Below are 25,992 nucleotides of genomic sequence, written 5' to 3' on the forward strand. Positions count from 1 at the left end.
ACCTGTCCCGTCAATGCTGGTTCTGGGTGGCCGGATCGGTCGCCAGGAACCGTTCGGTGGGATGCTCCGCGGTCCAGAAACCGGGCTGCACGGTCGCCAGTGCGCGCCGGACCAGATCGATCTCGGCTTCGGTGTTGTACACCGCGAACGACAGGCGAACTGTGCCGACTTCGCCGAAGGTGTCGATGAAGACGTTGGCACAGTGCACCCCGCTGCGCACCGCCACACCGTGCCGATCCAGGTGGCCGCCGACGTCGTAGGGGTGGATGCCGTCGACGACGAACGAGACGATCCCGCTCGGCTGGGCCGCCGGGTCACCGAGAATCCGAACTCGCGCAATGCTTTCCAGCGCTTCGATCGCGGCGTACACCAGAAGGTCGTCGTGGCGCTGAATTTCGGTCCACCCGAGCTGTTGCACGTAATCGAACGCCGCGGCCAGCCCGATCGCTCCGGCGATGTGCGGCGTGCCCGCCTCGAGCCGGGCCGGCACCGGAACGTAGGCGACCGGCTCGTCGAGGGTCACTCCTTTCACCGTGCCGCCACCCACTTGATAGGGCTCGAGCCGGGACAGCAACTCCCGCTTGCCGTACAGCACGCCGATGCCCATCGGACCGTAGATCTTGTGCCCGGAGAAGCAGTAGAAGTCGGCGTCGAGGTCGCGGACGTCCACCGGCCGGTGCGGTACCGCCTGGGCACCATCGACCAGCACCGGAATGCCGTGCCGATGCGCCTCGCCGATCATGTCCCGAACGGGGTTCACCGTGCCGAGCACGTTGGACACATGCGCGACGGCGGCGAGTTTCACCCGAGGTCCGAGCGCTGCGGCGAACCGGTCGATCGCTACGCGCCCCTCGGGGCCGACCGGAACGACGACCAGCTCGGCGCCGGTGGTCTCGCACAGTCTTCGCCACGGCAGCATGTTGGAGTTGTGCTCCATACCGGTGACGACGACCTGGTCGCCGGCGGAAACAGCAGACCGGCCGAAGGTATCGGCGAGCAGGTTGACCGCCGCGGTCGTGCCGGGGGTGAAAACCACTTCGTCGGCGTGCTCCGCGTTGATCGCGCGTCGAATGCTGTCGCGCGCCGCTTCATAGGCATCGGTGGCCGCCATGCTGAGCTGGTAGTAGCCCCGGCCGATATTGCTGTTGACGTCGCAGTAGTAATTCACCAGCGCGTCGAGCACGGCGCGCGGCTTCTGCGAGGTGGCCGCATTGTCCAGGTAGACCAACGGATTCGGGCCGAAGCGCCGCTCCAGGATGGGAAAGTCCGGCCGGACCGACTCCCCCAGTGTCGAAGTGCTGATCTTCCCACTACTCACCAGATCAGTCATAAGATCACCATATCTAAATGAAGCTACTTTTGCCTAGAGTTTGAACAGTTTCCGGAACTCGGCGAGATAGTGACCGGGGAACTCGAACACCTTCTGCGGCGGGTACCGGCGCTCGTGCGCGCGCGGGCCGAAGAAGAACCAGCAGATCTGGGCGATCTGCTCGGTGAACAGCACCGGGTGAACATCGGCGGAGTACATCCCCATGTGGCAGAAGGCGGCTTCGAACTCGCCGCGAGCGGAGAACCCGCGGCCGGACAGCACATGCCCGAAGACGTCGTGCACGACCCGGAACACGTCGTTGTGGCTGAGCGCTACCCCGTCGACCACGATGCCGGACGATTCCAGCATCGGGTGAAACTCGTTGTCGCGCACCGGACCATGGCCGGAGCTCGTCAGGTATACGTAGAGCTCACCGGCTTTCCGCACGGACGTACGTAACTCAGCCGAGCGCCGGTAGGGCTGACCCGCAGCCAGCCACGGCCGCACCGTGATGCCCGCATCGACAACCACCTGGTACTGCTGAAGGTTTTCCCGCTTGAACCGGTCGTAGCGCTGCGCGAGGGCGGCGTCGTAGGCCAGTCGCGGGGCCTGCTCGAAGTATGCGGCCACCCGGCGGCAATAGTGCTCGTCCCAGTCGAGCGAGCCGGTCGCCGGTGCGGCGATCCGGTATCCGGTCGAGGGCCGGTGGCGGTCGACGTACGCCTGCGCAAGATCGGCCAGATCGGCTTCCATCAGCATCACCTCTAGTTCACAATATATTCTTGAAGTTAGATTGCCGCCAGGTCAGGAGAGGCCGAGATGACCTACTGCGAATCAGCACCCATCGTCAGAACACTGCCCGCGCCCACCGCCTACCTGTGCGGGCTCACCTGGGACGGCTCGATGCTGTGGCATTCCGACCAGGACGCGGGCACGATCTTCGCCATCGACCCGTCCGACGGAACAGTCACGCGCTCCTGGGCCTGTGCCCGCGTCCGGGCCGACCTCGGCTACGACGGCACGCGGCTGGTCCAGGTCGGCGGGCGCCCCAAACGGCTCCTGCTCATCGACCCGGAAACCGGGGAATCCGCCGGCGAGAAGGCGGTGCTGCCCGCCAGCGGCAGGCTGACCGGGATCGAATTCGGCCCGGAGGGGCTGTGGATGTGCCTGCGCGGGCCGACCGTAGTACAGCTGCGCAACTACACGACCATGGAGATCGAACGCGAATACCCGGTGGGCGGCGAGTCCCCCTCGGGCCTCACCTACGTCGATGGCCTGGTGCTGCACGGCGACTTCGGCGATTCGATGGTCCGAGCGCTGAACACGCAGACCGGTGCGGAGGTCGGCTCGTTCCGCGTCCCCGGCCACCCGACCGGCATGACCTGGGACGGCCGTCACCTCTGGTACTGCGACTTCCCCGCCCGCGCGCTTCGCGCCGTCGAACTCGACTCGGTGCTGGTCAACCGAGCGTAGGACGGCCGCCGTCGGTACCGAACAGGCCGCGCATGAGCTGCGGCTTGGCCGCCTCCTGGAAATCCATGTTCGGATCGAGTTCCCGGATGGTGCCCTCGATCACCAGCAACGACAACAGCGGGAAGATCAGCTCGGGCGCGGCGTGAATGCCGAAGCGGCGCTGCAGGTCGAACATCTCCATGGCGAAGGCGATCAGGCTGAACTCGCTGGCGGGCTGGCCGTGGCTGCGCTCCACGAGATCCGCCATCCGCACGGTGAACCCGTCGAGATCGGCGTCGTCGGTGACCCTGGCCGCACTCCGGATGACGATCTCGGCGGCATGGCGCCCGCGTCCGATCGCCATGTTCATGAAGAACTCGGCGAACAGGCGCCGCAGCCGGTCGGAGAGCTGAACGCTGAAGCCCGCGTCGAGCACCACCACCTGGGCGCTGCGCGTGAAGTAGAGATTGCCGGGATGCATGTCGCAGTGCACGAAGCCGTCTACGAACAGCATCTGATACATCGCCGCCATCCCGGACGCCGCGAAGCGCCGCCGGGTGACCGGCGAACACTGATCGGCAGTGCCCACCGCCAGGTCCGGGATGAACTCCATCACGATGCACCGCGGCCGACAGGCCTCCGGATACACCTTGGGCACCCAGACCCGCGGCACCTCGGCGAGGTTTTTACGCAGCCGACGCAGATTGTCGGCCTCCCGTTCGAAGTCGAGCTGCCCGAGGATGGCGCCCGCCATATTCGCGACGACTTCCTCGACCGGCACGCCGCGAAAAACCGGCAGCCGCGCGACGAACTTCGCCCCGCCCCGGATCAGCGCGAGATCCTCGGACATGGTCCGTTCGATACCGGGCCTGCGCAGTTTGACCGCGACATCCTGCCCCGAGCACAACCGCGCCCGATACACCGACGCCACACTGCCGGACGCGACCGGTCGCGGATCCACCGAGGCGAACACGTCATCCACCTCCGCGCCGTAGGCCTCGGCCAAGGCGACCGCGGTCTGCGCTGCATTCAGTGGCGCGACCGAATCCTGCAACAGCGACAGCTCGTCACACAGCGCGGGCGGCAGCAGATCGCGGCGGGTACCGAGCACCTGTCCCGCCTTGACGAAGGTCGGTCCGAGCAGCATCAACAGCGCGACCAGCCGATGATAGACAAACCGCCGGCCAGCAGCGGGGCCGTGGCGCAACCGGCGCACCGAACCACCGGCCAGCGCGGGCACGCCGACCGCGACGACGGTGCCCGTGACGCGCACCGCGCGCAGTGTGAGCGCGAATCGTGTTCGCATCGGCCTCATCTCCCTGTTCTCTGCGGTCGATCGAACCGCTGACGCGCCTGCGCGAGGTCACGGCGAATGTCCCTGGCCACGTGCGCCGGACAGAAGGCCGCGTCGACCCCCGCGGCCACCACGTCGGCGAGCATGGCAACCGAAAGGCCGAGCCGGTCGTGGCACAGCTGATATTCGCGGGTGAGCGACGTGCCGAACATCGCGGGATCGTCGGAGCCGAGCGTCACCGGGACACCGGCGGCGAGTAAGGCGGGCAACGGATGCTCCTCGAGCGCGCGCACCGCACCGGTGCGCACATTCGACGAGGGACAGACCTCCAGGGTGATATTGCGATCCGCCAGATAGGCGAGCAGACCGGGGTTGGCCACCGCACGGATACCGTGCCCGATCCGCACCGCGCCCAGATCACGGGCGGCAGACCAGATTTCACCGGCATCGGAGGTCTCCCCCGCGTGCGGAACCGCGTGCAGCCCATTGGCCCTTGCCTTCTCGAACGCGGGGTGGAACAGCCGGCGCGGCGCACCGAGTTCCGGGCCGCCGAGCCCGAACCCGACCGTTCCGTCGGGCTGGTAGCGCAGCAGCCAGTCCAGCGTGGCGAAGGCGCCGGCGATACCGTCGTCCGCCGACACATCGAAGATCCAATTCAGGTGGATGCGATGGCGTTCGGCCACGAGACGGCGGCCGATCGACAGCGCCTCGGCGAGTTCGGCGGCGGCGATACCCATGCGCAGATGCGACAGCGGCGTCACGGTCACCTCGGCATAACGCACGTTGTCCAGCGCCAGCTGGTCGCCGAGGCCGGTCACCAGCCGCACCATCGCAGGACCGCTGGTGACCAGCCTGTTGACCGCGGTGTAGACCTCGATGAAATGCGCGAAATCGGTGAACCGGTAGTACCGGCGTAGTTCGGCCGGGTCGGCGGGCACCCCGAGATCCGGTCGGGCTCCGGCCAATTCGGCTACCGTGTCCACCGCCGCCGAACCCAGCAGGTGCACATGCAATTCCACCTTCGGCAGCGCCGCGAGCAAGGCCGCCACACCCTCGTCGCCGTTCATCGCGGCACCACTGGGCCGGCGCTCGGCTCCGTCAGGCAGCGAGCTGACGGTGCGCCACGAGGCCGACTTCGGCTTCGGAAGCCCTCCACGAGATCAACCATAGCTTTTTGAAGCGATCTAGGCGAGGTCGAAAACGGATCCGCAGCCGACTGAGCGCAAACGGAGCCCCCAGCGCCGTGAGTGGCTTACGAACGGCCGGGGGCCGCAAAAGCCAAGAGCCGCAAAATCTGGAGAAAACTTATGTAACATATAGCTAGTTGTACGTCGGACACGCGCGGAGGCGATGGCCAGCCGAAGGTCGGCCGACCGGGCGGACCGGCGACGGAGTTGAACGGCTCGAGCTGGCCGAGCCCATCGTGGAAGAGGTTCCCATGAACGGCGCCGTCGATCCCATCCCAGGGCACCGAGCAGCGACGATGATCGCCGAGCGATCGCCGAACCTGCGCAGCGCGGAGTGGTCCGAGATCCGCGGGCTGTTCGCGCTGGATCCCGGCGCCATCCACCTCAACACCGGCACCGTCGGCGCGATGCCGCACGCCGTGCTCGAGACGGTGGACCGGGTGACCCGGCAGTGGGCCGGCGGTCTCGGCGATGTCTATCCGCCGGGCATGTATTCGGACCACCGCGCCACCATCGCCAAGGCCTACGGGGTCGATCCGGACGAGATGGTGATAACCCACAATGCGACCGAGGGCGTCTCCCGGGTCATCCACGGTCTGGATCTGCACGCCGGCGACGAGGTCCTCACCACCACACACGAGTGCTACTCCGTGCTGTCCAACTTCAACCTGCTACGCAACCGTTTCGGCATCAAGCTCACCACGATCACCCTGCCGACCGGTTACGACGTGCACGCCGAGCAGATCATCGAACTCTTCGAGGCGGCGATCACCCCGCGCACGAAAGTGCTTGCCTTCGCGGGGATCACACTGTTCACCGGCACCAAGCTGCCGATGCGCGCGCTGTGCGAGCTCGCGCACCGGCACGGCCTGATCACGGTGCTCGACGGCGCGCTGCTCCCCGGCATGCTCGATATCGACATGCGGGCGATCGGCGCGGATTTCATCTCCTGCTCCGGATCCAAGTTCCAGTGCGGCCCGCTGGGTACCGGATTGCTCTACATGCGCAACAAGGTTCACCCGCAACACAATCCGCTGCCGCTGCCCACGTTCTGGCCGATCATCTCCACCTGGTATCCGATGAAGGGCAGCCCGCCGCCCCGGACACGAACCTCGATCGAGAGCGACAACATCGCCGACTACGTGCAGAGCGCGGGCAGTGCCAGCATCGCCCGCGGAGCCGCGCTCGCCACGGCTTGCGAAATGTGGGACGAGATCGGCCGGGCTCGGATCGAGCGAAGGATCATGCTGCTCGCCGACTACGCGCGCGAACTCATCGCCGAGCGTTTCGGACGGGAGGCGATCTACTCCCCCGGCGCGGATCCCACGCTGCGGTCGCCGTTGATCGCCTTACATCCGTTCCAGCGTCCGGAAGACGCGTGGAACGTGAAGAAGGTGCACGAGTACACCATGCGGCTCCAGCGCGAGTACCGGCTCTTCACCAGGTGGACCGAGTTCGACGTCGCCGGATCGCCACACCAGCACTACGCGTCACGCATCACGACCCACATCTTCAACGACCAGGACGAGATAGCGCGGGCCGTCGACATCATGGCCCGGCTGGCCGCGGAGATGTCATGACCGATCCGACCATCCTGCGCCTGTACGGTCCCGGCGCGCTCGACCAGTTGGATCCGGTGTGCTGCCCGAGGTTTCCGATCGACCGGGTCGTGCGGTTGTTCGCCCGGCAGCTGTTCACCTATCGAACGCAGGCCGACCTGCGCACGTGGCAGACCGTGGCGCCGACACCCGATCTGGCGACCGCGGTGCCGTCTATGTACAACGCCGGAACGGGCGCGAGCCATACGAGCTATGTGGTCCATCTGCGGCCCGGCGTGTACTGGGACAGCAACCCCGAGCGCCCGGTCACCACTCATGACGTGGTGCGCGGCTTCAAGCGGATGGGTAATCCACTGCGCCGCAGTGCGTTGCTGTCCTGTTTCACCGACACCATCAGGGGAATGGCGCAGTACTGCGACGACTATGCCGCCGCGTTCGCCGGTACCGTGCCGACCGGGCCCGAATTGGCCGAATACCAGAACTGCCATGACATTCCGGGTCTGCTGGTGCTCGACGACGAGTCGATAGTCTTCGAATTGACCCGGCCCGCATTGGATTTCATCGACATGCTGGCGTTGCCCTGCGCCTCGCCCGCGCCGGTCGAGTACGACCTGTTCGTGCCGGGCAGTGTCGAGCTGTGCCGCAACATAAGGTCGAACGGCCCGTACCGGCCCATCGATTTCACCCCGGGCCGGGAACTACGGCTGACCCGAAACCCGGTGTGGCGCGCGGAGTCCGACCCCGTGCGGCGTCAGCAAGTCGAAGCCGTCGAAGTCAGCTCCGAACAGGTCACCGCCGGCGAGGTGGCGCACCGGATCCGAACGGACCGTGCGGATCTGGCGTGGGGCGCCCGAATCGCCGATCCCGCAACGCCGGTCGAACACCATCTCGGTTTCGCGCTGGACCCCTACCTGGTGTTCAACACCCGTAGCCCCAACGCCGCGGGCGCATTGCGGAAGGTACCGGTGCGCCAGGCGATCGCCCACGCGATCGACAAGGCCGCCATCGCGGTGGAGATCGCCGCACTGGGCGACGATCCGATCATCCGCATCGCGGGCTCGGTCGTCCCGCCGAACAACGACGGCCACCAGGATCTCCACCCCTACTCGACGCCGGACTATCGCGGCGACCCTGCCACCTGCGCGGCAATGCTGGCCGCCGCGGGCCACCCGGGCGAGCTGCGGATCACCGCGATCCATCCGGCAACCGAGCGCGCACGCCTGGTCGCCCGCCGATACGCCGCCGACCTGGCCGAGGCCGGAATCACCGTCGAGTCAGTCGAATTGGCCGAATCCGAGTGTCTGGATCTCCTGGCCGACCCGGCCCGGGCGGAGTCCGGCGCGTGGGATATCGCGCTCGCCTCGTGGTCGCCGGCCTGGCTGCACAACAACGGTCGCGTCTTCCTGCAACCGCTGCTGCAATCCGACTCGCCCGCCAACTTCGGCCGCTACCACAATCCCGAGGTGGACGCGCTGATCGAACGAGCACTCCGCGCCGAGGACCGCGAATCGGCCGACGCCGCATGGCGCAAGGCCGAGCGCGTCGCGCTGGCCGATGCCCCCATCGTGCCGCTGCTGTTCCAGGTCCCCACCACTCGCGAATCGAGTGGCCGCCGCGTTCGCGCCGCCGCCATGTTGCCCACGCACGGTCTCACGGTCGACCTGACCACCGTCCGGCTCGACCCACCCTCGACGGAACCGACCGTGCCACCGGCCGGTTGAGCGGACGCGGTCGAACAGTGGATGTGAAGGACAGCAGCAGTGGATGAGCACGACGCGCGCCTCCTCACCGTGATGGCGGCCAACCCCTCGGTATCCATGTGGGCGGCGGCGGGTCCCGAAGCCAACTACGCCATCCGGCTGTGGACCCGCGGTGCCGAGCGTCTGTACGGCTATTCCAGTGACGAAGCCATCGGCGAGAACTATGTCAACCTGTTGACGAACAAGCTCGAACGCGACCAGGCAATAGCGGATCACGACAATATCGTGCGAACCGGCACGGTGCTGCGAAACCTGGTAGACGATGTCGTACTCTCCGGCTCGCAGCGATTGCTGCTCACGATTCGTTTTCCACTCTTCGACAAGTCCACGAATTCACATCTGCTCGCCGAGACCGGCATCGAGGTGACCGACGTTTCCCTCGAGGACGCGGTGTGGCTCACCAGGACACGCGAAGAAGCGATCCATATCAGCGAAAGCGCGGCGCGAGAGGATCTCTCGGAGCAACTGCGCCGGCTGGTCGGCGCACTGACGTTGTCGGGCACCGGCGAGGACGAGCGCGCCGCGCTCGCCTTGGGCGTGGAACTCGTTCGGCAAGCGATCAATGCGCAGGCCGAATCGAGTGTGTGGCTCGCAGGCCGGGGCGAGCAGTTCAGCGAAGTATTTCGGAGCACCGGCTGGCGAGTTCCGCCCGGCTTGGACATCGCCCGCGCGCTGGAGTGGTTCAGATCGAACACCAAGCCGATCCTGCACGATTCCAGGTCCCGTCCACACCGGCTGCTCAAACAGCTCTTCGACACCCACCAAGGGCCGCTCGACACGGTGGGCATGATTCCGCTGCACGCCGAAGGGGTATTCCTGGGATTGCATTTGATCCGGGTGCCTGCCCCGCACACGTTCACCCAACTCGAGCGCGATGCGCTTCCCGTCCTGTCGTCGGCCGTGCTGGCGAGCGCACGACTCGCCGCCGAAGTTCGCAGGCGGCGAGAGGAAGCTGCCGAGTCGCGGGCCGAGGCGACCAGATTACGACTCAACGGCGACTTCGCCCATCGAATACGCAAAGCGGTGGACCCGATCCTGCGTGACGTGCATGCGATACGCGAGGAACTAGAGCTGCGCGGCGTGAAATTGGATGGCGAACTCGAGCAGTGGATCGACGACATCACCGAAGGCTGCACCGAATTGGCCCGCGCGCCTGCCGAACTTCATCGCGCCCAGAAGGTAGCCCGCATCAGTGTGCGCGGCGTGCTGACGGCACTGCGCAATCGGCTCGGTCTGGAGTTTCCGGACAGCGTCATCGAACTCGATCTCGATGACATAGCCGGCGTGCTCGTCCGTGGCGTCAAGGGCGATGTCACGGCACTGTTCGAGAACCTGCTCTACAACGCCATCGAGGCAATGGACTGCAAGGGGCGCGTAACGGTGAGTGCGACGGTATCCGGCAGGTCCGTCTCCATCGCCGTGTCGGACGAAGGCCCCGGAATCAAACCCGAGGATGTCGCCGGTGTATTCCAACTAGGGTTTTCGAAGAAAGGCGAAGGTCGTGGCCTCGGCTTGGCCCGAGCACGAGAAATTGTTACAGACCTGGGCGGCCAGATCACCGTTGACGTCGAACGCGCGCCCGGCGCCACTCTTCTGGTTGTTCTGCCTATCTGCAGGAGGGCGTAGATGGCGATCGTATTGTTACTCGAGGACAATCTCAAATTTGCTCGGGCGGTGCAGCGCGTACTCCGTGGCCACGAGGTACGACACGTGACCAGGGTCGATGCCGCGATCGATGAGCTGCAACATCCCGAGGTGGACTGTGCGCTGATCGATCTCAACCTCACCGACGAGGACGACTACTCCGGTTACGAAGTCTTGTCCTACATTCTTCGTAACAGGCCCGATTTGCCACGCGCTGTAGTGACGGGGTCTCGCTTGAAAGGCGCGATCGCCAAAAATATCCTGCTCCGGTACGGCGTCGGCGACATTGTGATCAAAGGCGATGTCGACCGGGAGGGCTACGGGACCACCGATCTGATCGATACGGTGAGCGACCTGCTCGCCGGATCGGATCGGCAACGCCGGGAAATGGCCCGAAACGAGGTCACGTCCATTTCGCTCGCCGCGCAGACCGAATTACGCCGTCGCATCAATGGACTGCAGCAACTCTCGGAACAACTCCGTAGCGGTAGCGGCACCAAGCGCCGCGACCCGACGGCGAACAGCCGCACCGCATTGACCCGGCGAGCCGAGAAACTGATCGAACTGGAGGCGGCGGCGAAGGCCAGGTGCGACGTGGTGGCGCTGGGCGAGCTGGCGCGTGAAGTGGAATTGTTCGAGGCGGAATCGGCGAGGGTGCTGGATGATTCGTAAGATCAGCGCCAGCCTCGGCTCGGTCCACCCGGGCGCCTTCTACCTGGCCAGTGCCGTGGTGCTGTCATTGGCGGCGAATGCGTTCACCGAGGCCTACGGATCGGTTCCCGCTCCGCCGAATCAGCGATCGCTGGCGCTGTGCGCGCTCGCGGCATTCGTGTCGGCGGTGGCGTTGTCGACGTTGGGCTGGCGAATCGAGACCATCAGATCCTTGGCCATCGAGCGCGCCGCGGATGTCGGTCTACCAGCGCGACATCTCATCGGCGAAGCGACGAAAGCATTCTTCGTCGAAGTATTCGTGAAACTGACGATCGGAGTGGTGACCGCGGTGCTTTCGGTCGTTTTCATGCTTGCTCGATGGTAGGAGACTCTCGCAAACACCCAGCGTCATTTGCGTTTTCGCGGCGGCGGCCGGCCGCGCGTCTTGCCCGAGCAGCTCCCCGATGCGGGCTCGTGCCGTGCACGCACCGAGCACACCTGCCGCCGCGCGCCCTGGCGACGACCGCCGGCGGCCGCGTTCATTCCCTCGCGACGTTCGGACATGCGCGCACTTCACATTCAATGTGCGCAGCCACCCGAACTAACTTCACTAAACTATAATTACCTCTTGAAGAGCCGCCGACCCGGCAGTAAAGTAGGGATAGTAGAGGTCCGCACACTGGCAGACTGGATGAGATAGGGAATCCCATGGTCACGAAAGCCCAGCAGCAGAAATTCGCGAAGCACTTCGAGCGCTACGATGCCGATAGAGACGGCAAGATCGATCAGTCGGACATCGACGCGTTGATCAACAGGTGGTGCGACGCATTCCACATTCCGCCCGGCTCCGACAAATGGCGGAGCACCATCAAGCGAGCCAACCGACTGTGGCAAGACCTGCAGGGCCACGCGGATGCCAACGGCGACAAGGTAATCAACACCGAGGAATGGATCGCCGCACACGAAGATCCCCGTTTCGTCGACGAGGTCGCGATTCCACTGGCTCAGCTCACCTTCGAACTCGGCGATGTCGACGGTGACGGCAATGTGTCATTGAGCGAGTGGATGACCTTGCAGTCGATCTCCGGTGTCAGCCAGGTCGACGCGTTGAAGATGTTTCAAGCGCTCGACGGCGACGGCGACGGGTACATCACTACCGACGAGCACGACGCGGCGCTTCGTGAATTCTTCGGCAGCGATAATCTCCAAGCCGCAGGGGCTCAATTGGCAGGCCATCTGTAAGAGGTCGCACCGGCCAGGAGATCCGAGACCTGCACGGGGGTTGTCGTCCCGTCATGACGTCGGCCCCCGCGCAGCATGCTGTCTGCGTCGACATCACGAGGATACGAACAACCTTCTCGGTTCTCGCCCGTGCGAAGTCGGTCGGCATCGCAAAAGCCCTCCGACGCTAGGACATTGAGCACAGATCTGCCGTCGGGCCCGATTCTCTGTCGGCAGAGCACCGAACGCGCTACCTTAGGACTGCACTCCATCGCCACAGCGAACATCCTGCCGCACACAGTATTGCCGCCCGGAGAGGAGATTCCCGATGATCACAGCCGACAAGATCGAGCACGAGGTGGACATCAACGCATCCGTCGCACGGGTGTGGGAGCTGGTGACCGAACCGGGCTGGTGGGTCGGCGACGGTGACCGATCCGGTCAAAGTCGCAGGCGCGAAGGCGATTTCGAAGTGATCGAGGACCCGAAGTACGGCCGGTTCCCCGTCCGGGTCGAGACGGTGCAGCCGCAGGACTACGCCTCCTATCGGTGGGCGTCGGCCTTCCCCGGCGCGATGCCCGGCGACGGCAACTCCACCCTGGTGGAGTTCCACCTCGCCGAGCGCGACGGCGGTACCCGCGTGCGGGTGATCGAGAGCGGCTTTGCCGCACTGGCCCTGCCCGACGATGAGCGGGCGAAGCGGGCCGAGGAAAACAAGGGCGGCTGGAAAATGCAGTTGGACGTCCTCAAAGCCAACGCGGAGTAGCTCCGGGCCGCAGCGCCACGAGATCCGCAGGCCGCCTGCACGTTTCCGGCAGGCCGTGGTCGAGCCTCCGACGGATCCTCGAGAATACGGGCCTCGTCCCGGGTCGCACGCAGGGCGTGAATTGCACTACCGAGTCAGTCAGTGCCCCGCACGAATTCGCCCACGCGCTGCGGCAAATCCACTGCGATAGATCACGACTTACTATAGATTACGGTAGTATTCAATCCGTAGGCACCACACGGCGGGCTGGGCCTCCTTCGCGGAAGTCGACCGAACCCTGCGGCCTCAATCGAACAGCGGTCCGGCAAGAAACGCGGAGGTCATCATGGCCGAGAAACCAGTCGACACCACCGATGAGGTCGGCGAGTACTACGACGGAGTCGGCGAACTGGTGCAGGTCGTCGGCGGCAACCTGCACCTCGGCTACTGGGACGACGACCAGGACGACCCACCATTCCTCGAAGCCATGACCAGGCTCACCCGGATGATCGCCGAACGTCTCCCCCTGCACCCCGGCCAGCATCTGCTCGATGTGGGTTGCGGCGTGGCCGAACCGGCCATTCAGCTGGCCGGGCGACTCGGTATATCGGTCACCGGCATCACGGTGAGCGGCTGGGAGGTCCAGGCTGCGACCGACAGTGTCGCGCGCGCCGGCCTGTCCGAGAAAATCGCCATCACCTGGGCTGACGCCGCCGCGCTCCCCTTTGCGAACGACGAGTTCGACGCCGCCATCGCCTTCGATTCGGTGCCCAACTCGCCGGACAAGAACAAATGGCTCGGCGAGATATACCGAGTGCTCCGGCCGGGCAGTCGGTTCATCTACTCGGAGTACCCCTTAATCGCGGACGTGACTGCGGCCCAACGGGAAGTACTCCGGGCGAACACCGTGCCGGACCCGCCGACCAGCATGGATGCGGCCGTGGCGCCGGCCGTCGCGGCCGGATTCGAGGTGATCGAGGAACTAGATTGCAGCGCCAACGCGCGCCCGTTCTATGACGCATTCTTGAACCGATTCGCCGAACAACGGGCCGACTTGATCGCGGCCTATGGAAAAGACCGGATCAATAACTTCGAATCCGGCATAACGACAATGTTCGAACTCTGTCGCGAAAAGATCGGCTACTACCTCATCGTGTGCCGTAAGCCTGAGGTCGTCGGCACAACTATATAAAAAGGAGTGTGATCGAGCGTGTCCGAGATCCGACGGCGGCTGCTCAAAACGACAACGCAGGAAGATCACACCACCGCCGAACCCCGCACCTCCAAACGCCTACCGATCGGCGTGTACGTCCTCGGTGCCAGCGTATTCGCGCTGGGCACTTCGGAATTCATCGTGTCCGGGCTGGTCGATCAGATCGCCGGCTCCCTCGGGGTCTCCGTACCCCAGGTCGGCCAGCTGATCACGGCCTTCGCGCTCGGCATGCTGATCGGCGCTCCCTTGATGGCCGTCCTGACCCTCGGACGGGACCGCAAGACCGTGCTCCTGGTCGCCGTGACCGTCTTCTGCGTCGCTGACCTACTGACGGTGATCCCGGTCTTCGGTCTCATGTTCACAATGCGATTGATCGCGGCCATGGCCTGTGCGACCGCGCTGACCGTGGCCCAGGTGATGGCCGTCGCCCTCGCCGGGCCCGGGCGGATGCCGCAGGCGATCGCGGTGATCCTCGGCGGCATGACGCTGGCGAATGTGGCGGGCGTACCGCTCGGCAGCCTGGTCGGCGCGCTGTTCAGCTGGCAGGTCATCTTCGTGCTGATCGGCGTGATGAGCGCCATCGGCGCCGTACTCGTCGCATTGTTCGTGCCAAGGCTGCCGCGCGACCACGGCCCCGAGGTCGGGCTGGGCACGCTGGTCGCCCGCGAACTGCGGTCCCTGGTCCAGGTTCGGGTCTTCGTCGCCCTCGCCACCATCGTGCTGTTCGAGACGGCCCTGTTCACCGTGTACGCCTACGTCCAGCCGCTACTCATCGACGCCAGCGGTATCAGCGTGCATGAGGTGCCGATCGTGCTGTTCCTGTTCGGTATCGGGTTGTTCGTCGGCAATACGCTCGGTGGCCGGCTGGCACAGTTGAACGCCATGAAAAACGTCATCGGCAGTCTGGTGGCGATGATCGTCATGCTGCTGGTGCTGCGGGCCGTCGTGCACCACGGGATCGCGGCGGCCGCCGCGATCACCATCCTCGGCGTGTGCGCGTTCTCGATGACCGCCGCGCTCAGCTCGCGCGTGATCGGTTTCGCGGTGGCGGCGCCGACCCTGGCCGTCGCAATTGTCATGTCCGCCTTCAATATCGGCAACGCGATCGGTCCGGCGATCGGCGGCGTCGTTATTTCTCGCGCGGCGATCGCCGACGTCATCTGGGTCGGCGTGATCATCGCGCTACTCGCGCTGGCCACCGCATTCGTCTCCGTCGTTATCGAGCGTCGGCGGGCGTTCGCACCGGCTCCGTGACGACAGCTCAGCGCCGGTGGCCGAAGCCGCCGGCGCTGAGCTTTGTCAACCGCTGAGCCTGCCAGCCGCAGGGCCTGCTGCTACCTCGAGCCGGACGCCGCTCGCCGGGAGTCGACGGCGCCGCGCACTTCCTCCGAGATCAGATCGTCGATCATCGCGACCGCGACCTCGGCGCCCATCGCCGCGGCGCCGATCAGCTGTTTGGCCGGATCGGCGACGTTTCCCGCAGCCCAGACGCCCGGCACCGCGGTGCGGCCCGCGGCATCGGTGGCGATGTAGTCGCCGATGCCGCTCGGGTGCGCGGTCGGGGTCAATCCGAGCGGGGCGAGCAGGTCACCGCGCGCGGAGAAGCGCGGCCCGCACACGAGCGCCTGCAACTCGACGACCTCACCGGTACTCATCCGAACACCGGTCAAACGATCATTGGCGACCTGCAAGGCCGCCACCTCGCCGGGGATGATCGCGATATCGCGCGCGGTGAGCTCTTCGATGTCGGTGTCGCTCAACGCCGGTCCGGTGTGCGGCAGGAAACGCAGCTGGGCCGACCACTGCCGGAACAGCATGGCCTGGTGCATGGACATCGGGGTGGTGGACAGCACGCCGATGATCTGATCCCGGACCTCCCAGCCATGGCAGAAGGGACAGTTCAGCACGTCCCGGCCCCAGCGCTCGGCGAGTCCGGGGAGCTCGGGCAGATCATCGGTGAGACCGGTCGCGACCAGCAGGCGGCGTGCGTGCACGGTGCCGGAATCGACGACCTGTACGCGCACACCCTTGTCCGACGCCGACACCGAAGTCGCCACGCCGGTGACGAATTCGACGCCGTACTGGCGTACCTCGGCGCGACCCGCTACCAGTAAGTCCGCTGGCGGCATGCCGTCCCGAGTCAGGAACCCGTGCATGTGCGTGGCGGTGGCGTTGCGCGGCTCGCCGCTGTCGACGACAACTACCGTGTAGCGCGCACGGGCGAGCATCAGAGCGGCACTCAAGCCCGCCGCGCCACCGCCGACGATCACTACATCGCAGTGATATCCGGACTCTGGGATCGTCACTCCGGCCTCCTGTAGTCAGATAGATATATAAGATGATAGCATTTGGTAGCTGATCGAGTATCGGCAGCACTCCAGCATCCGGTTCGAATACACGGAGATAACGCGATGACCAGTGCACTGAGAATAAGTAAACTCCGCAAGGTGTTCGGCGCATACGATGTCGACCAGGACGGCGTCATGGACGAACTGGATGTCACGGCGCTGGCCCAGATGTGGTGCGACACATACGATCTCCCGCCGCGATCGGCGGAGTGGAACAGAATTCATCGACAAGCCCACCGAATGTTCCGGGATATGCCGGGGTCCGTGGACGCCGACGGGATAAAGAAGGTAACCGTCGACGAATGGCTGGCGTGGGGTGATCATCCGGAATTCCGGCAATTCGTCGAATCGTCGGCGATACCGTTCAGCATGGCGGTGTTCGCGGCCGCAGACAAGGATCAGGACGGGCGAATTTCCATGCCGGAAATGATGGCGGCTCAACTCAAAGGCGGAATGTCCGAGCAGGAGACGAGCAAGGTATTCTCACTATTGGACGCCGACGGCGACGGTTACGTCACCACGGATGAATACGTCGAGGCTTCCCGAGAATTCTATTTGAGCGACGACCCGGCCGCACGGGGAAATCATATTGCCGGTGAGCTGTAGCTGGTTCTTACGAAGAAGTCCGGCCGGATGCTCATCCGGCCGGACTTCTTCGTAAGGCCTAGGCGGCGCCCCTGCGGTGCACCGTCATCGGCAACGCGTCCACCGGCATCGTGACCGCCGGTTTCGGCTTCGGCTGGTGCCCCGGCACGGAGACCAGCCGCCAGCGCGCGGCGATCGTCGCGAGCACGATAATCAACTCGGCCCAGGAGAACGACTCACCGATACAGCCGTGCACGCCCGCCCCGAACGGCATGAACGCGTTGCGCTGAACGCCGGTCACGCGCTCGGGCAACCAGCGGTCCGGATCGAATACCTTCGGCTCGGCGAAGATTTCGGGATTGTGGTTGAGCGCGTAGAAGCTGTAGAGCACCACCTCGTCGGCCGGTATGCGGTAGCCGCCGAGTTCGGTATCCCGCGTCGTCGTCCTGGTCTGGAAGAAGCCTTGGGTGCGCAGGCGCAGCGTTTCGGTGAGCACCCGGCGGGTGTATTCCAGCTGAGCGACATCGTCGTATTCGGCGGCCCGACCGGCGAGCACGCGGTCCACTTCCTCGTGCAGCCGCCGCTCGACCTCCGGATGGGTGGCGATCTCGTGGAATGCCCACGCCAAGGTATTGCTGATCGTGTTGCTGCCCGCGATGAAGAAGGTCAGCACCTCGTCGTGTATCTGCTGATCGCTCATGCTCGGCGTGCCATCGTCGTCGCGGGCGAGCAGCATCATCGACAAGAGATCGCCGCGGTCGACGCCGTCGGCCCGGCCCGCCCGGATCGTCTCGTGAATGGTGCGCCGCAGATACTGCTCCGACTCCCGATATCGGCGATTCGCCGCGGTCGGCAGCTTCGTCAGCAGGCCGGTGGTGTCGGTCATCTTCCGGAAGAGTCCGCCGAGCACGGCTCCGGTGGCGTCCATGAATCGACGCTGGTCCAGCGCGGTACCCGGCGCGAAGATCACCTGGGTCACATTGGCCAGCGCGAGTTCGTCCATCTCCCGCTCGACCCGAAGGGTTTCACCCTCGGACCACGCCTCCATCGTCGCCACGGTCAAACCGCTGATCAGCGACGAGTAATGGACGATCCGCTTGCGGTGGAAAGCCGGCTGCAGCAGGCGGCGCTGGCGCCGATGGAATTCGCCGTCCGAGATCCCGAGGCCGTTGCCGAACATCACGCGGAACCGTTCGGTGATCGGGCCGCCCCTGGCGAATATCTCCGGTGCGCGCATGACCTGCCGCATCAGGTCGGCGTCGTTGATCACGTACATCGGCCTGCGGCCGAGCCGGATCATGGTCACCGGATCGCCGGACTGCAAGGAGAGCAGCAATTCGCCTGGACGTCGTTTCATCTCGAGCCCGTGGCCGAGTAGCGGCATACCGCCGGGCGTAATCGCCGGCTGTCGAGCAATAGTGGTCATCGGTTCGCCACTTTCTGAATCGGGCCGCGCGACTTATTCGTCGCCGCGCGTGGCATGGGCGGCCGACGGCACGGTGGCGAGAACCGTTCCGGTTTCCAGCAGGGCTTTGAGATTGTTCATCAGCCCCGGCCAGCCACCACTGCCTTCGAGTTGGCCGCTGATCGCCCGATACATGACACTGCCCGGCTCGAAGCCGTCGTGGGTCACCGTCAGCCGGACCTGGCCTTCGCTCTCGGGTTCGATGTCGAAGGTGACCCTGGTGCGCGGTTCCTTGGCGTACTCGGCGAACTCCTCGTCCGTCCAGCCGAAAAGCTGGGCGTGCGCGGGTTGCAGAAGGTGCCAGCTGTAGGAGAGCAGGCGAGGCGGGTCCGCTGCCAGCACGACCTGGCCCAGATCCTGGAATTCTTCCTCCGGCATGTTCTGCCATTTCACCGGCGATCCCACTCGCCAATCGGATTGCATTCCGACGCCGAACCAATATCGGCGGGTGAATTCCGGTTCGGTCAATGCTGCCCAGAGCTGCGCGGGTGTCGTCGCAATGCGTGTCGTATAGGTGAATTCCATGGTGCTCATCCTTCTGCACATCAATGCTGCTATAGCTGATCGTGGTCGGCTGCCCGACCGCATCACGACGTCACCCGCTACCCGTACTACCTCATCTGCGAATTACCGCCGCAGGTTCGGTGGATTCTCGTCCAGCACCAGCCGGAGGGTGACGTCGTGCTCGAGGGCCGCTTTCAAACTGGCGACCAGGTAGGCGAATCCGGCCGTCGAATCCCGGACCCCGTCGATCTGGGCTTGCAGATCGCCGCCGTACCCGCTCTCGGTGATATGCAGGTACGTGGAGTCGTTCTCATACGGTGTGAACGAGAACTCGACGGTGGTCGGCTCGTCGGGATTGTAATTGTCCCAAGTGAATTGGATACTGCTGTCCGGGTCGAATTTCAGAACCCGAATCGTGCGCGCCACGCCGTACATCTCCCATTCCCAGGTGAGTTCGGCACCCTCTGCCATCCGGCCACTGCTCTTCGTGTACCAGAATTTGGACGTGATCGAGGGGTCTGCCAGGGCCTCGAAGACGTCGTGCGGCGCACGGCGGATGAGCATGCCGAGGTCAACGGACGGGGGTTGGATCGGCTGCGGCGCAACCATGGTGTCTCCTGTTCGGTGAAGGGAATCGATAACTCTTTCGGTAGTGGTTCGGATTCACCGTAACGGTGGATGGGTGTCGTCGTGGGTCATTCGAGCATGTGAGGGGTCACTTTCCGTCGAGCCACAGGTTGGTCAGATCGCCGTTGAGCACCGGATAAGGCAGCCAGTTCCGCACGGTCGTCGCGTGGAACCAGTACTGGTGCGCGAAGAGGATGGGCACCACGGCGGCGTCGTGCAGCACCTCGGCCTCCATCCGGCGGAACAGTTCGCCGGATCGTGCTTCGTCGGCCGAAGTGAGTGCGGCGCCGAGCAACTCGTTGACCTTCGCATTGCGATAGCGGCCGAAGTTCGAGCCCCAGTCACCGTGTTCGACCACGCCCCGGCTGTCGAACAGCGGTTGCAAGTAGGTTCGGGCGTTGTTGCCGTACCAGTCCGGCTCCCAGCCGGTAAGGGCAATGTCCCAACTCTTTTGAGTGACCGAGGTGGAGAGGTAGTCCGTGAAGAGTTCGTTGATCGAGACGCCGACCAGCTCGACGCGGATACCAGCCCGGGCCAGCGCCGTCTTCACCGCCTCGGCCGTCTCGGGGTGGATGTCGCGGTCGCGGAAGACCAACCGCAGCGTGAGCCCGTCCGGGTAACCGGCGGCGGCGAGCAGTTTTCTGGCCAGCTCCGGATCGCCACGGCCGCCTTCGGTTTCGTACGGACGAAATTCGCGGTGCGCGGTGCAGAGCGGAGGCAGGATCTGATCGGCGATGTCATTGAGCCTCGGACCACCCCACACTCGCGACACCGCAGCCTTGTCCACCGCGTACTGCAGCGCGACTCGAACCTCTCGGACCGTCATGACGGGGCTGGCGAAGTTGATCACCAGATAGGGACTGAACAAACCGGCGGGATACACCTCCAGCCGCGGGTCATCGCCGTGCAGTAGTGGCGGGAGTTCCTCAGTGAGCGGCTGGATGTCCCACAGCATGTCGGCCGCACCGGTGGCAACCAGATCGTGGGCCGCACGCTCGGACATGCCCTCGCGAACGACGATGGAGTCCACATAGGCGGCCCGCAGGCGATCGGACTTCGGTTCCCATGCGGGGTTGCGCTCGAGCACGATCCGTTCTCCCGGAACGTAATTCACCACCTGGTAAGGGCCGAGCGAGGCGAGGACGCGGTTGAACTCGTGGCTGCCGGGGACGTAATCCAGGTACTCGACCGGTGCGGGCGTGGCGAACGGCAAGGCGAGCATGTTCAAGAAGTCGGAGGTGGGATAGCGAGTGGTGAGCCAGATCTCCCGGTCCCCGCGCACGCGCACACCGCGAATCTCGGTGTGCTCCATGGTTTCCGCAATGGTGTCGCGCGGCGCGGCCGCCACCGCGTCCCGGAACTCGGTCAGGCCGTCGATCGTGCTCAGGTAGTAGGCCAGGCCGGGACTGCTCGCGAGCGGATGAGCCAGTCGCTTGATCCCGCGGACGACATCGCCGGCGACGAGCGGGCGGATGCCCCACGGGGTATTCCACCGGAGGTCCTCGGCGAGGGTGAAGCGATACTGCGTGCCGTCCGCGCCGATCCGGCCGTTCGCCACGGTCGGCACCTCGGTTGCCAAGTCCGCGACGATCTTTCCCGCCGCCGCGCGGTTGCGGCTCGCGACGTAGCCGACCAGCTGCCGCGTGTAACCACGGACGATGCCACGGGTAGCCGTGTGGTACGCCAGCGCGGGGTCGAGGTAGTCGACGTCGCCGGCCCCGACCAGGGTGAGCGTACCGCCGCGCCGGGGCGCTTGCTGCTCGGTCGAGCCAGCAGTTCGAGTCGTTGTTTCCCGCACTGCCACACCGCCTTTCCGCATCCGCCCCAAAGTATACTTCTATTACATATAGTGATCTAGAGGATCTTTCGGCGCGGTCCGAACCAGGAGGTCGGCAATGAGCGGTGATCAGCCACGGTACGGCGGCATCTTGCGCCTGTACGGGCCGGGAAGCATGGACCATGTCGACCCGGCGAGCTCCTATTACATGCTGTCCGGGCAGATCATCAGACTGTTCACCCGTCAGCTGTTCACCTATCGTCCGGTGGCGCACCTGAACGACTGGAACCAAGTGACGCCGGTACCCGATGTCGCGCTGGAGATCCCGACGATCGACAACGGCGGTCTCAGTCCCGACCACCTGACCTACACCGTCCGCCTGCGCCCGGGGGTCCTTTGGGACACCACCCCACCGCGCGAGGTGACCGCAGCGGACTTCGTCCGTGGCTTCAAACGCATGTGCAATCCCGTGCTCCGGGCCGGCGCGATCCACTACTACACCAGCACCATCAAGGGCGTAGCCGAATACTGCGACGACTACGCCGCCGCTGTGCCGCAACGGAATCCGACGCCGGCCGAGCTGGCGCGGTTCCAGAACTCCCGCGAGATCCCGGGGATCACCGCGGTCGACGATCGGACCCTGGTGTTCGAGTTGATCCGGCCTGCACTGGACTTCATCCACATCATCTCGATGATGTTCGCGTCACCGGCCCCGGTGGAGTATGACGACTTCGTCCCCGACAGTCCCGAATTCCGTCGGAACGTCAGGTCGCTGGGCCCTTACCGGCTGACCCACTACGACCACGGCGCGGAACTGCGCATGGCCCGAAATCCGGTGTGGCGCCAGGAGACCGATCCCGTCCGGCACCAGTATCTCGACGGTGTCGAGGTCATCATGGAGAAGGCGACACCGGAGCAGGTCGGGCAGCGGATCAGAGCCGGGCACGCGGACCTGTCCTGGGCGTCCCCCGTCACCGAAACCTACGACGAGAATCCCACCGATCCGGGTAACAACCTCGGCTATGCGTTGAATCCGTACGTTGTGTTCAACACGGTCAGCCCGAACGCCGACGGCGCCATGGGCAAAGCCGAAGTGCGCCAGGCGATCTCCTACGCGATCGATAAAACGACGATGGTCGACATCTTCGACAAGTTGAGCGTCGGTACGGTGATGTGGCCCGCCCACTCCGCCATTCCGCCGGGCAATTACGGCTACGAGGACTTCGATCTCTACGCGACACCGGGCGATCGAGGTGATCCGGCGAAGGCGCGCGAACTCCTCACCGCCGCAGGTTATCCGGACGGCCTGACGTTGACGGTCGTGCATCGTGATGTGGACGCGAACCCCGAGGTCGCCGACGCACTGGCCACCGACCTCGCGAAGATCGGCATCACCCTGCGTTTGATCGCGCTGGGCCACGCCGACTTCTACCCCTTCCTCCGGGATCCGGCCAATGCGCGGGCGGGCGCCTGGGACATGTCGACCCCGGCGTGGACCCCGGATTGGTTCGGTAACAACGGGCGCGCCTTCCTGCAACCGATGTTGCAGACCAACGAGGTTCGCGGTACCGGCAACTACGGGTGCTACAGCAACCCCGACGTCGACCGCATGATCGAAAAGGCGCTCTCGGCAACCGATCCGGCCGACGCGCACGCGGCATGGCACGCGGTGGATCTGCAGGTGATGCGGGACGCGGCCATCGTGCCGATCCTGGTGCACGCACCGACTATCCCGCACATCCGCGGTGCCCGGGTGCGCAATGCGATCGCCATGCCCACCATCGATCGCTGGTTCGACCTGTCCAACCTCTGGCTCGATACCGGCGAATGAACGTCCCCGATCCCGATCAGCCGTGCTACGAGCCGGTGGTCCGCGAGTATCTGTTGCTGGGTTTGCGCCTGGGCAAACTGATCGACGGTTTCGTGGACTGCTGGTTCGGCGATCCCCGGCTCTCGGCTCGCGTCGACGAGGAATCGCCCGCCAATCCCACCGAGTTGGCTCGGCACGCGGCCAGGCTGCGGGCCGAACTCGCCGATTCGGGTCTGCCCGACGTGCGGCAGCGGTATCTGTCCGCGCAACTCACGGCGCTGGAATGTGTGGCAAAACGGCTGTCCGGCAAGGACATACCCTTCCTGGACGAGATTCGTCAGTACTTCGACGTCGACATCACCATCGGCGATCCCGAGTGTTATGCGAACGCGCACAAGGCGATCGCCGACTTATTACCGGGCAGCGGAGGCTTGCAGGAAAGGCTCGACGCGTACTACGAGCGCAATCGCATTCCACCGGACCGCTTGCAGCGAGCCGTACAAGCTGTCTCCGACGAACTGCGTATGCTCGCACAACCGCTGTTCGGCTTGCCGGCCGGCGAGCGCGTCGATTACGAGGTGGTGCATGGCAAGCCCTGGAATGCCTTCAACAGGTATCTGGGTGGCTTTCGCTCCGAGGTCGCGCTCAACGACGAGGCCGGGCGCGCGATCGCGGCCCTGCCGATCCTCGTGACCCACGAGTCGTATCCGGGCCACCACACCGATCATTGCCTCAAGGAGGCCGGGCTCGTGCGCGAGCAGGGGCACGCCGAACAGCTCATCTCGCTGGTGAACACGCCGCAATGCCTCATCTCGGAGGGTACGGCTGAACTCGCGCACGTGGCCGTCCTCGGCTCGGGGTGGGGCGAATGGACAGCGAGAATCCTTGCCGCAGAAGGTATATTCAGCGACGGTGCGCTCGTCGAGCGAGTGCGGACACTGGTTCAGCGGCTGTTGCCCGCTCGCCAGGATGCGGCGATCATGCTGCACGACCGGGGAGCGGATGTCGACGACGTCACCGACTATCTCGAACGGTGGCTGCTGCTTCCGCGCGACCGAGCCCAGCACATGGTGAGCTTCCTGACCGACCCGCTGTGGCGGGCATACACGGTCACCTACATCGAGGGAGCGCGACTGGTCGGCGCGTGGTTGGAAGCGAAACCGGCGAATCAGCCTGTCGCCGAACGTTATCTGAGCCTGCTCCGGAACCCGTTGCTGCCGTCCGACCTGCAGCGCGAGCTGGACGCGACGAAAGTGTCACCGGCTATTGGGCACTGATGCCGGGCACCATGATCGCGCGCAGCTGCAAGGTGGTGTGGTCGCAGTACCAGATCCGGCTGCCGTCCCAGGTCAGCCCGGTCGGGTTGCCGGCGACATTGTACGAAGCGACCTCGCGACGCGTCTCCAGGTCGACGAGATTGATCATGGCGCCGTGGTAGTCGGCGTAGGCGAGGTAGTCGTCGGAGACGGTGACGCCGGCGGGCGGCGCGTGCACGGGAATGGTGTCGACCAGCTTGAGCCCGTCGGTAGTGCGCAGATCGATCGACTTTCGATTCTCGTAGCCGAGCCACACCCCGTGCTGGGCCGCCTCGAGTCCGGACAACCCTTCGCCCGGACGGGGATTGGGCAACTCGGTGACCGTATCGCCTGTCGCTGGGTCGATTACGCGTAGTACCCGGTCGTCACCGACGACTTGGACCAACTGGCCACCCATCGTGGTGAGATCCGAACGCACTGCCGCGCACGGGATTCGGTGTTGAACATCGCCCGTCGCCGGGTCGACCGCGATGATCTGGTTGAGCACACCTTCGGAGAACCAGAGCAGATCCCCCGACCAGGTCAAGCCGCACAGCTTCAGCGCGCGCACGGGGATGTCGCGCACTGTTCCGACAGAAATCGGCATTACCCTTCCCCTCCCCGAGCGATGGTGCAGTCCAGCCGCCAGTCGGTGACCACCCGGGATTGTGCGGAGCCGGACGGTCTGTGCACCGTCGCCCGGACGGCGTCGCCGCCGGTCACCGGGGTGTGCCGCAGCGGCCAGATCCACACTGCCCAGTTACATCCTTGATACGAAGGAAAATTCGACAGGGTGACGCCCTCGACGAGGTCGGCGGTGAAGAACCCCATGATGGCGTGCAAGTTGCCAGCCTGTGTGATGGGCAGGGTCACGCGGTCCGCGATCGGCACGGCATCGCTGAGCAGCCGCGGTTCCCGCTGGAAGAAGTGCAATTGGGCGTGTGGCTGGGCGAATTCTTGCACGGCGTCCAGCCGGAAGCCGTGAAAATCCTGCCCCCACATCCCCCAGCCTTCGTCGTCGAATTCGATCGCGGCGAGCGTGGTGGTCAGCTCGCGCGGGATGATCCGGCCGTCCGGCTTCAGGTTTTTGCGAGCGACACTGTCCAGCACCCGCATCATGTTCTCTTCCGGGCCGAGATTGCCCATCATCTCCGAGACGATGACGTCGGCCTTGCGCGGTAACCGGACCGCGCGCGCGTCACCCTGGATGAGGGTGAGCTGATCCTTCAGGTCGTTGGTCGCGATGATTCGTTCGGCCACCGCCGCCACGTCCGGGTCGGCCTCGATCGCGTACACATGTTCGGCACCGTGTTTCAGCGCCAGTAGCGACAGCGCCAAAGTTCCGGCGCCGACGTCGATCACGATCGAGCCGGGCTCGACGGCCTGCTCCAGCGCCTGATCGTAAGCGTTCATCCTCGGCCGGTCGGAGAGCATCACCTGATGCATGAGAAGGGTCAGCGGATCCACAATGCCTGCCTCCGGTCGCGGGTGCTGGTCCCTCCCGCACAGCGCGGTGAGGGACCAGCAGGGCCGAGCTTTCGCTATT

At 65.1% G+C, this 25,992-nt stretch carries 24 protein-coding genes; 13 read left to right on the top strand and 11 right to left on the bottom strand.

Going from position 1 to position 25,992, the window contains the following annotated elements; genetic code table 11:
* Window positions 1–10 precede the first annotated feature (10 nt).
* Together DBO33_RS25080 and DBO33_RS25085 are read right to left on the bottom strand one after the other, a co-directional pair.
* On the bottom strand, window positions 11–1,330 hold the full coding sequence (locus DBO33_RS25080) for an aminotransferase class V-fold PLP-dependent enzyme (RefSeq protein ID WP_107657245.1): 1,320 nt from the start codon (window positions 1,328–1,330) through the stop codon (window positions 11–13).
* A gap of 33 nt (window positions 1,331–1,363) precedes the next feature.
* A complete protein-coding gene (locus DBO33_RS25085; RefSeq protein ID WP_234391020.1) occupies window positions 1,364–2,062 on the bottom strand; it encodes a crotonobetainyl-CoA--carnitine CoA-transferase in 699 nt (232 codons plus the stop codon).
* 66 nt (window positions 2,063–2,128) lie between these two features.
* On the opposite strand from DBO33_RS25085, the gene DBO33_RS25090 reads away from it, so the two are divergent.
* Complete coding sequence (locus DBO33_RS25090) at window positions 2,129–2,782, top strand: NHL repeat-containing protein (RefSeq protein WP_107657247.1); 654 nt, start codon at window positions 2,129–2,131, stop codon at window positions 2,780–2,782.
* Here the strand turns inward: DBO33_RS25090 and DBO33_RS25095 are convergent.
* Window positions 2,769–4,067, bottom strand: coding sequence for an ABC1 kinase family protein (locus tag DBO33_RS25095; protein WP_107657248.1), 1,299 nt, complete (start codon window positions 4,065–4,067; stop codon window positions 2,769–2,771). The two genes, DBO33_RS25090 and DBO33_RS25095, sit on opposite strands and share 14 nt — an antisense overlap.
* 5 nt (window positions 4,068–4,072) lie before the next feature.
* The gene (add, locus tag DBO33_RS25100; RefSeq protein WP_107657249.1) at window positions 4,073–5,122 is read right to left on the bottom strand and encodes an adenosine deaminase; all 1,050 of its coding nucleotides are present in this window, start codon (window positions 5,120–5,122) and stop codon (window positions 4,073–4,075) included.
* A 371-nt stretch (window positions 5,123–5,493) separates the two neighbouring features.
* Here add and DBO33_RS25105 point away from each other — a divergent pair, with 371 nt between their 5' ends.
* From DBO33_RS25105 to DBO33_RS25145, 9 genes are all read left to right on the top strand, one after another.
* Window positions 5,494–6,822, top strand: coding sequence for an aminotransferase class V-fold PLP-dependent enzyme (locus DBO33_RS25105; protein WP_107657250.1), 1,329 nt, complete (start codon window positions 5,494–5,496; stop codon window positions 6,820–6,822).
* Complete coding sequence (locus DBO33_RS25110) at window positions 6,819–8,522, top strand: ABC transporter substrate-binding protein (RefSeq protein WP_107657251.1); 1,704 nt, start codon at window positions 6,819–6,821, stop codon at window positions 8,520–8,522. Before DBO33_RS25105 ends, DBO33_RS25110 begins: the two co-directional genes overlap by 4 nt.
* Before the next feature lie 96 nt (window positions 8,523–8,618).
* Window positions 8,619–10,187, top strand: a complete 1,569-nt coding sequence (locus DBO33_RS25115) for a sensor histidine kinase (RefSeq protein WP_159080485.1) — start codon at window positions 8,619–8,621, stop codon at window positions 10,185–10,187.
* Window positions 10,188–10,877 (top strand): response regulator, encoded by a 690-nt coding sequence (locus DBO33_RS25120; RefSeq protein WP_107657253.1) that lies wholly within the window; start codon window positions 10,188–10,190, stop codon window positions 10,875–10,877.
* A complete protein-coding gene (locus DBO33_RS25125; RefSeq protein ID WP_107657254.1) occupies window positions 10,867–11,241 on the top strand; it encodes a hypothetical protein in 375 nt (124 codons plus the stop codon). The genes DBO33_RS25120 and DBO33_RS25125 overlap by 11 nt, the downstream gene beginning before the upstream one ends.
* A gap of 323 nt (window positions 11,242–11,564) precedes the next feature.
* Window positions 11,565–12,098 (top strand): EF-hand domain-containing protein, encoded by a 534-nt coding sequence (locus DBO33_RS25130; RefSeq protein ID WP_107657255.1) that lies wholly within the window; start codon window positions 11,565–11,567, stop codon window positions 12,096–12,098.
* A 307-nt stretch (window positions 12,099–12,405) separates the two neighbouring features.
* Complete coding sequence (locus DBO33_RS25135) at window positions 12,406–12,843, top strand: SRPBCC domain-containing protein (protein WP_107657256.1); 438 nt, start codon at window positions 12,406–12,408, stop codon at window positions 12,841–12,843.
* Between the two features lie 325 nt (window positions 12,844–13,168).
* Window positions 13,169–14,014, top strand: coding sequence for an SAM-dependent methyltransferase (locus tag DBO33_RS25140; RefSeq protein WP_107657257.1), 846 nt, complete (start codon window positions 13,169–13,171; stop codon window positions 14,012–14,014).
* 18 nt (window positions 14,015–14,032) lie between these two features.
* The gene (locus DBO33_RS25145) at window positions 14,033–15,289 is read left to right on the top strand and encodes an MFS transporter (protein WP_107657258.1); all 1,257 of its coding nucleotides are present in this window, start codon (window positions 14,033–14,035) and stop codon (window positions 15,287–15,289) included.
* 80 nt (window positions 15,290–15,369) lie between these two features.
* On the opposite strand, the gene DBO33_RS25150 is transcribed toward DBO33_RS25145, so the two are convergent.
* Window positions 15,370–16,263: an NAD(P)/FAD-dependent oxidoreductase gene (locus DBO33_RS25150; protein ID WP_234391396.1), complete on the bottom strand. Its 894-nt coding sequence runs from the start codon at window positions 16,261–16,263 to the stop codon at window positions 15,370–15,372.
* Between the two features lie 183 nt (window positions 16,264–16,446).
* Between DBO33_RS25150 and DBO33_RS25155 the strand changes: the two genes are divergently transcribed.
* On the top strand, window positions 16,447–16,989 hold the full coding sequence (locus tag DBO33_RS25155) for an EF-hand domain-containing protein (RefSeq protein WP_107657260.1): 543 nt from the start codon (window positions 16,447–16,449) through the stop codon (window positions 16,987–16,989).
* A 58-nt stretch (window positions 16,990–17,047) separates the two neighbouring features.
* Here the strand turns inward: DBO33_RS25155 and DBO33_RS25160 are convergent, their stop codons facing one another.
* The 4 genes from DBO33_RS25160 to DBO33_RS25175 form a co-directional block, all read right to left on the bottom strand.
* Window positions 17,048–18,394, bottom strand: coding sequence for a cytochrome P450 (locus tag DBO33_RS25160; protein WP_107657261.1), 1,347 nt, complete (start codon window positions 18,392–18,394; stop codon window positions 17,048–17,050).
* A gap of 33 nt (window positions 18,395–18,427) precedes the next feature.
* The gene (locus DBO33_RS25165; RefSeq protein ID WP_107657262.1) at window positions 18,428–18,967 is read right to left on the bottom strand and encodes an SRPBCC family protein; all 540 of its coding nucleotides are present in this window, start codon (window positions 18,965–18,967) and stop codon (window positions 18,428–18,430) included.
* A 93-nt stretch (window positions 18,968–19,060) separates the two neighbouring features.
* Window positions 19,061–19,546: an SRPBCC family protein gene (locus tag DBO33_RS25170; protein ID WP_107657263.1), complete on the bottom strand. Its 486-nt coding sequence runs from the start codon at window positions 19,544–19,546 to the stop codon at window positions 19,061–19,063.
* Window positions 19,547–19,652: 106 nt separating this feature from the next.
* Window positions 19,653–21,383: an ABC transporter substrate-binding protein gene (locus DBO33_RS25175; protein ID WP_234391021.1), complete on the bottom strand. Its 1,731-nt coding sequence runs from the start codon at window positions 21,381–21,383 to the stop codon at window positions 19,653–19,655.
* Between the two features lie 76 nt (window positions 21,384–21,459).
* Between DBO33_RS25175 and DBO33_RS25180 the strand changes: the two genes are divergently transcribed.
* Together DBO33_RS25180 and DBO33_RS25185 are read left to right on the top strand one after the other, a co-directional pair.
* On the top strand, window positions 21,460–23,172 hold the full coding sequence (locus DBO33_RS25180) for an ABC transporter substrate-binding protein (protein ID WP_107657264.1): 1,713 nt from the start codon (window positions 21,460–21,462) through the stop codon (window positions 23,170–23,172).
* Window positions 23,169–24,428, top strand: coding sequence for a DUF885 domain-containing protein (locus DBO33_RS25185; protein WP_107657265.1), 1,260 nt, complete (start codon window positions 23,169–23,171; stop codon window positions 24,426–24,428). Before DBO33_RS25180 ends, DBO33_RS25185 begins: the two co-directional genes overlap by 4 nt.
* Here the strand turns inward: DBO33_RS25185 and DBO33_RS25190 are convergent.
* Window positions 24,415–25,053, bottom strand: coding sequence for an NHL repeat-containing protein (locus DBO33_RS25190; RefSeq protein WP_107657266.1), 639 nt, complete (start codon window positions 25,051–25,053; stop codon window positions 24,415–24,417). The genes DBO33_RS25185 and DBO33_RS25190 overlap by 14 nt on opposite strands.
* Entirely contained in the window at window positions 25,053–25,859 is an 807-nt protein-coding gene (locus tag DBO33_RS25195) for a 50S ribosomal protein L11 methyltransferase (RefSeq protein ID WP_234391022.1), read from the bottom strand. Before DBO33_RS25195 ends, DBO33_RS25190 begins: the two co-directional genes overlap by 1 nt.
* Between the last annotated feature and the right edge of the window lie 133 nt (window positions 25,860–25,992).

This window comes from Nocardia suismassiliense (assembly GCF_900269665.1).
Classification (GTDB): Bacteria; Actinomycetota; Actinomycetes; order Mycobacteriales; family Mycobacteriaceae; genus Nocardia; species Nocardia suismassiliense.

Excerpts from the sequence above, each read along its gene's own strand:
- DBO33_RS25155 (WP_107657260.1), top strand. The coding sequence starts at position 16,447 with ATGACCAGTGCACTGAGAATAAGTAAACTCCGCAAGGTGTTCGGCGCA.
- DBO33_RS25135 (WP_107657256.1), top strand. The coding sequence starts at position 12,406 with ATGATCACAGCCGACAAGATCGAGCACGAGGTGGACATCAACGCATCC.
- DBO33_RS25110 (WP_107657251.1), top strand. The coding sequence starts at position 6,819 with ATGACCGATCCGACCATCCTGCGCCTGTACGGTCCCGGCGCGCTCGAC.
- DBO33_RS25140 (WP_107657257.1), top strand. The coding sequence starts at position 13,169 with ATGGCCGAGAAACCAGTCGACACCACCGATGAGGTCGGCGAGTACTAC.
- DBO33_RS25115 (WP_159080485.1), top strand. The coding sequence starts at position 8,619 with ATGTGGGCGGCGGCGGGTCCCGAAGCCAACTACGCCATCCGGCTGTGG.
- add (WP_107657249.1), bottom strand. The coding sequence starts at position 5,122 with ATGAACGGCGACGAGGGTGTGGCGGCCTTGCTCGCGGCGCTGCCGAAG.
- DBO33_RS25160 (WP_107657261.1), bottom strand. The coding sequence starts at position 18,394 with ATGACCACTATTGCTCGACAGCCGGCGATTACGCCCGGCGGTATGCCG.
- DBO33_RS25105 (WP_107657250.1), top strand. The coding sequence starts at position 5,494 with ATGAACGGCGCCGTCGATCCCATCCCAGGGCACCGAGCAGCGACGATG.
- DBO33_RS25120 (WP_107657253.1), top strand. The coding sequence starts at position 10,188 with ATGGCGATCGTATTGTTACTCGAGGACAATCTCAAATTTGCTCGGGCG.
- DBO33_RS25180 (WP_107657264.1), top strand. The coding sequence starts at position 21,460 with ATGAGCGGTGATCAGCCACGGTACGGCGGCATCTTGCGCCTGTACGGG.
- DBO33_RS25185 (WP_107657265.1), top strand. The coding sequence starts at position 23,169 with ATGAACGTCCCCGATCCCGATCAGCCGTGCTACGAGCCGGTGGTCCGC.
- DBO33_RS25095 (WP_107657248.1), bottom strand. The coding sequence starts at position 4,067 with ATGCGAACACGATTCGCGCTCACACTGCGCGCGGTGCGCGTCACGGGC.
- DBO33_RS25080 (WP_107657245.1), bottom strand. The coding sequence starts at position 1,330 with ATGACTGATCTGGTGAGTAGTGGGAAGATCAGCACTTCGACACTGGGG.
- DBO33_RS25165 (WP_107657262.1), bottom strand. The coding sequence starts at position 18,967 with ATGAGCACCATGGAATTCACCTATACGACACGCATTGCGACGACACCC.
- DBO33_RS25190 (WP_107657266.1), bottom strand. The coding sequence starts at position 25,053 with ATGCCGATTTCTGTCGGAACAGTGCGCGACATCCCCGTGCGCGCGCTG.
- DBO33_RS25090 (WP_107657247.1), top strand. The coding sequence starts at position 2,129 with ATGACCTACTGCGAATCAGCACCCATCGTCAGAACACTGCCCGCGCCC.
- DBO33_RS25125 (WP_107657254.1), top strand. The coding sequence starts at position 10,867 with ATGATTCGTAAGATCAGCGCCAGCCTCGGCTCGGTCCACCCGGGCGCC.
- DBO33_RS25175 (WP_234391021.1), bottom strand. The coding sequence starts at position 21,383 with ATGCGGAAAGGCGGTGTGGCAGTGCGGGAAACAACGACTCGAACTGCT.
- DBO33_RS25170 (WP_107657263.1), bottom strand. The coding sequence starts at position 19,546 with ATGGTTGCGCCGCAGCCGATCCAACCCCCGTCCGTTGACCTCGGCATG.
- DBO33_RS25195 (WP_234391022.1), bottom strand. The coding sequence starts at position 25,859 with ATGAACGCTTACGATCAGGCGCTGGAGCAGGCCGTCGAGCCCGGCTCG.
- DBO33_RS25130 (WP_107657255.1), top strand. The coding sequence starts at position 11,565 with ATGGTCACGAAAGCCCAGCAGCAGAAATTCGCGAAGCACTTCGAGCGC.
- DBO33_RS25150 (WP_234391396.1), bottom strand. The coding sequence starts at position 16,263 with ATGCTCGCCCGTGCGCGCTACACGGTAGTTGTCGTCGACAGCGGCGAG.
- DBO33_RS25085 (WP_234391020.1), bottom strand. The coding sequence starts at position 2,062 with ATGGAAGCCGATCTGGCCGATCTTGCGCAGGCGTACGTCGACCGCCAC.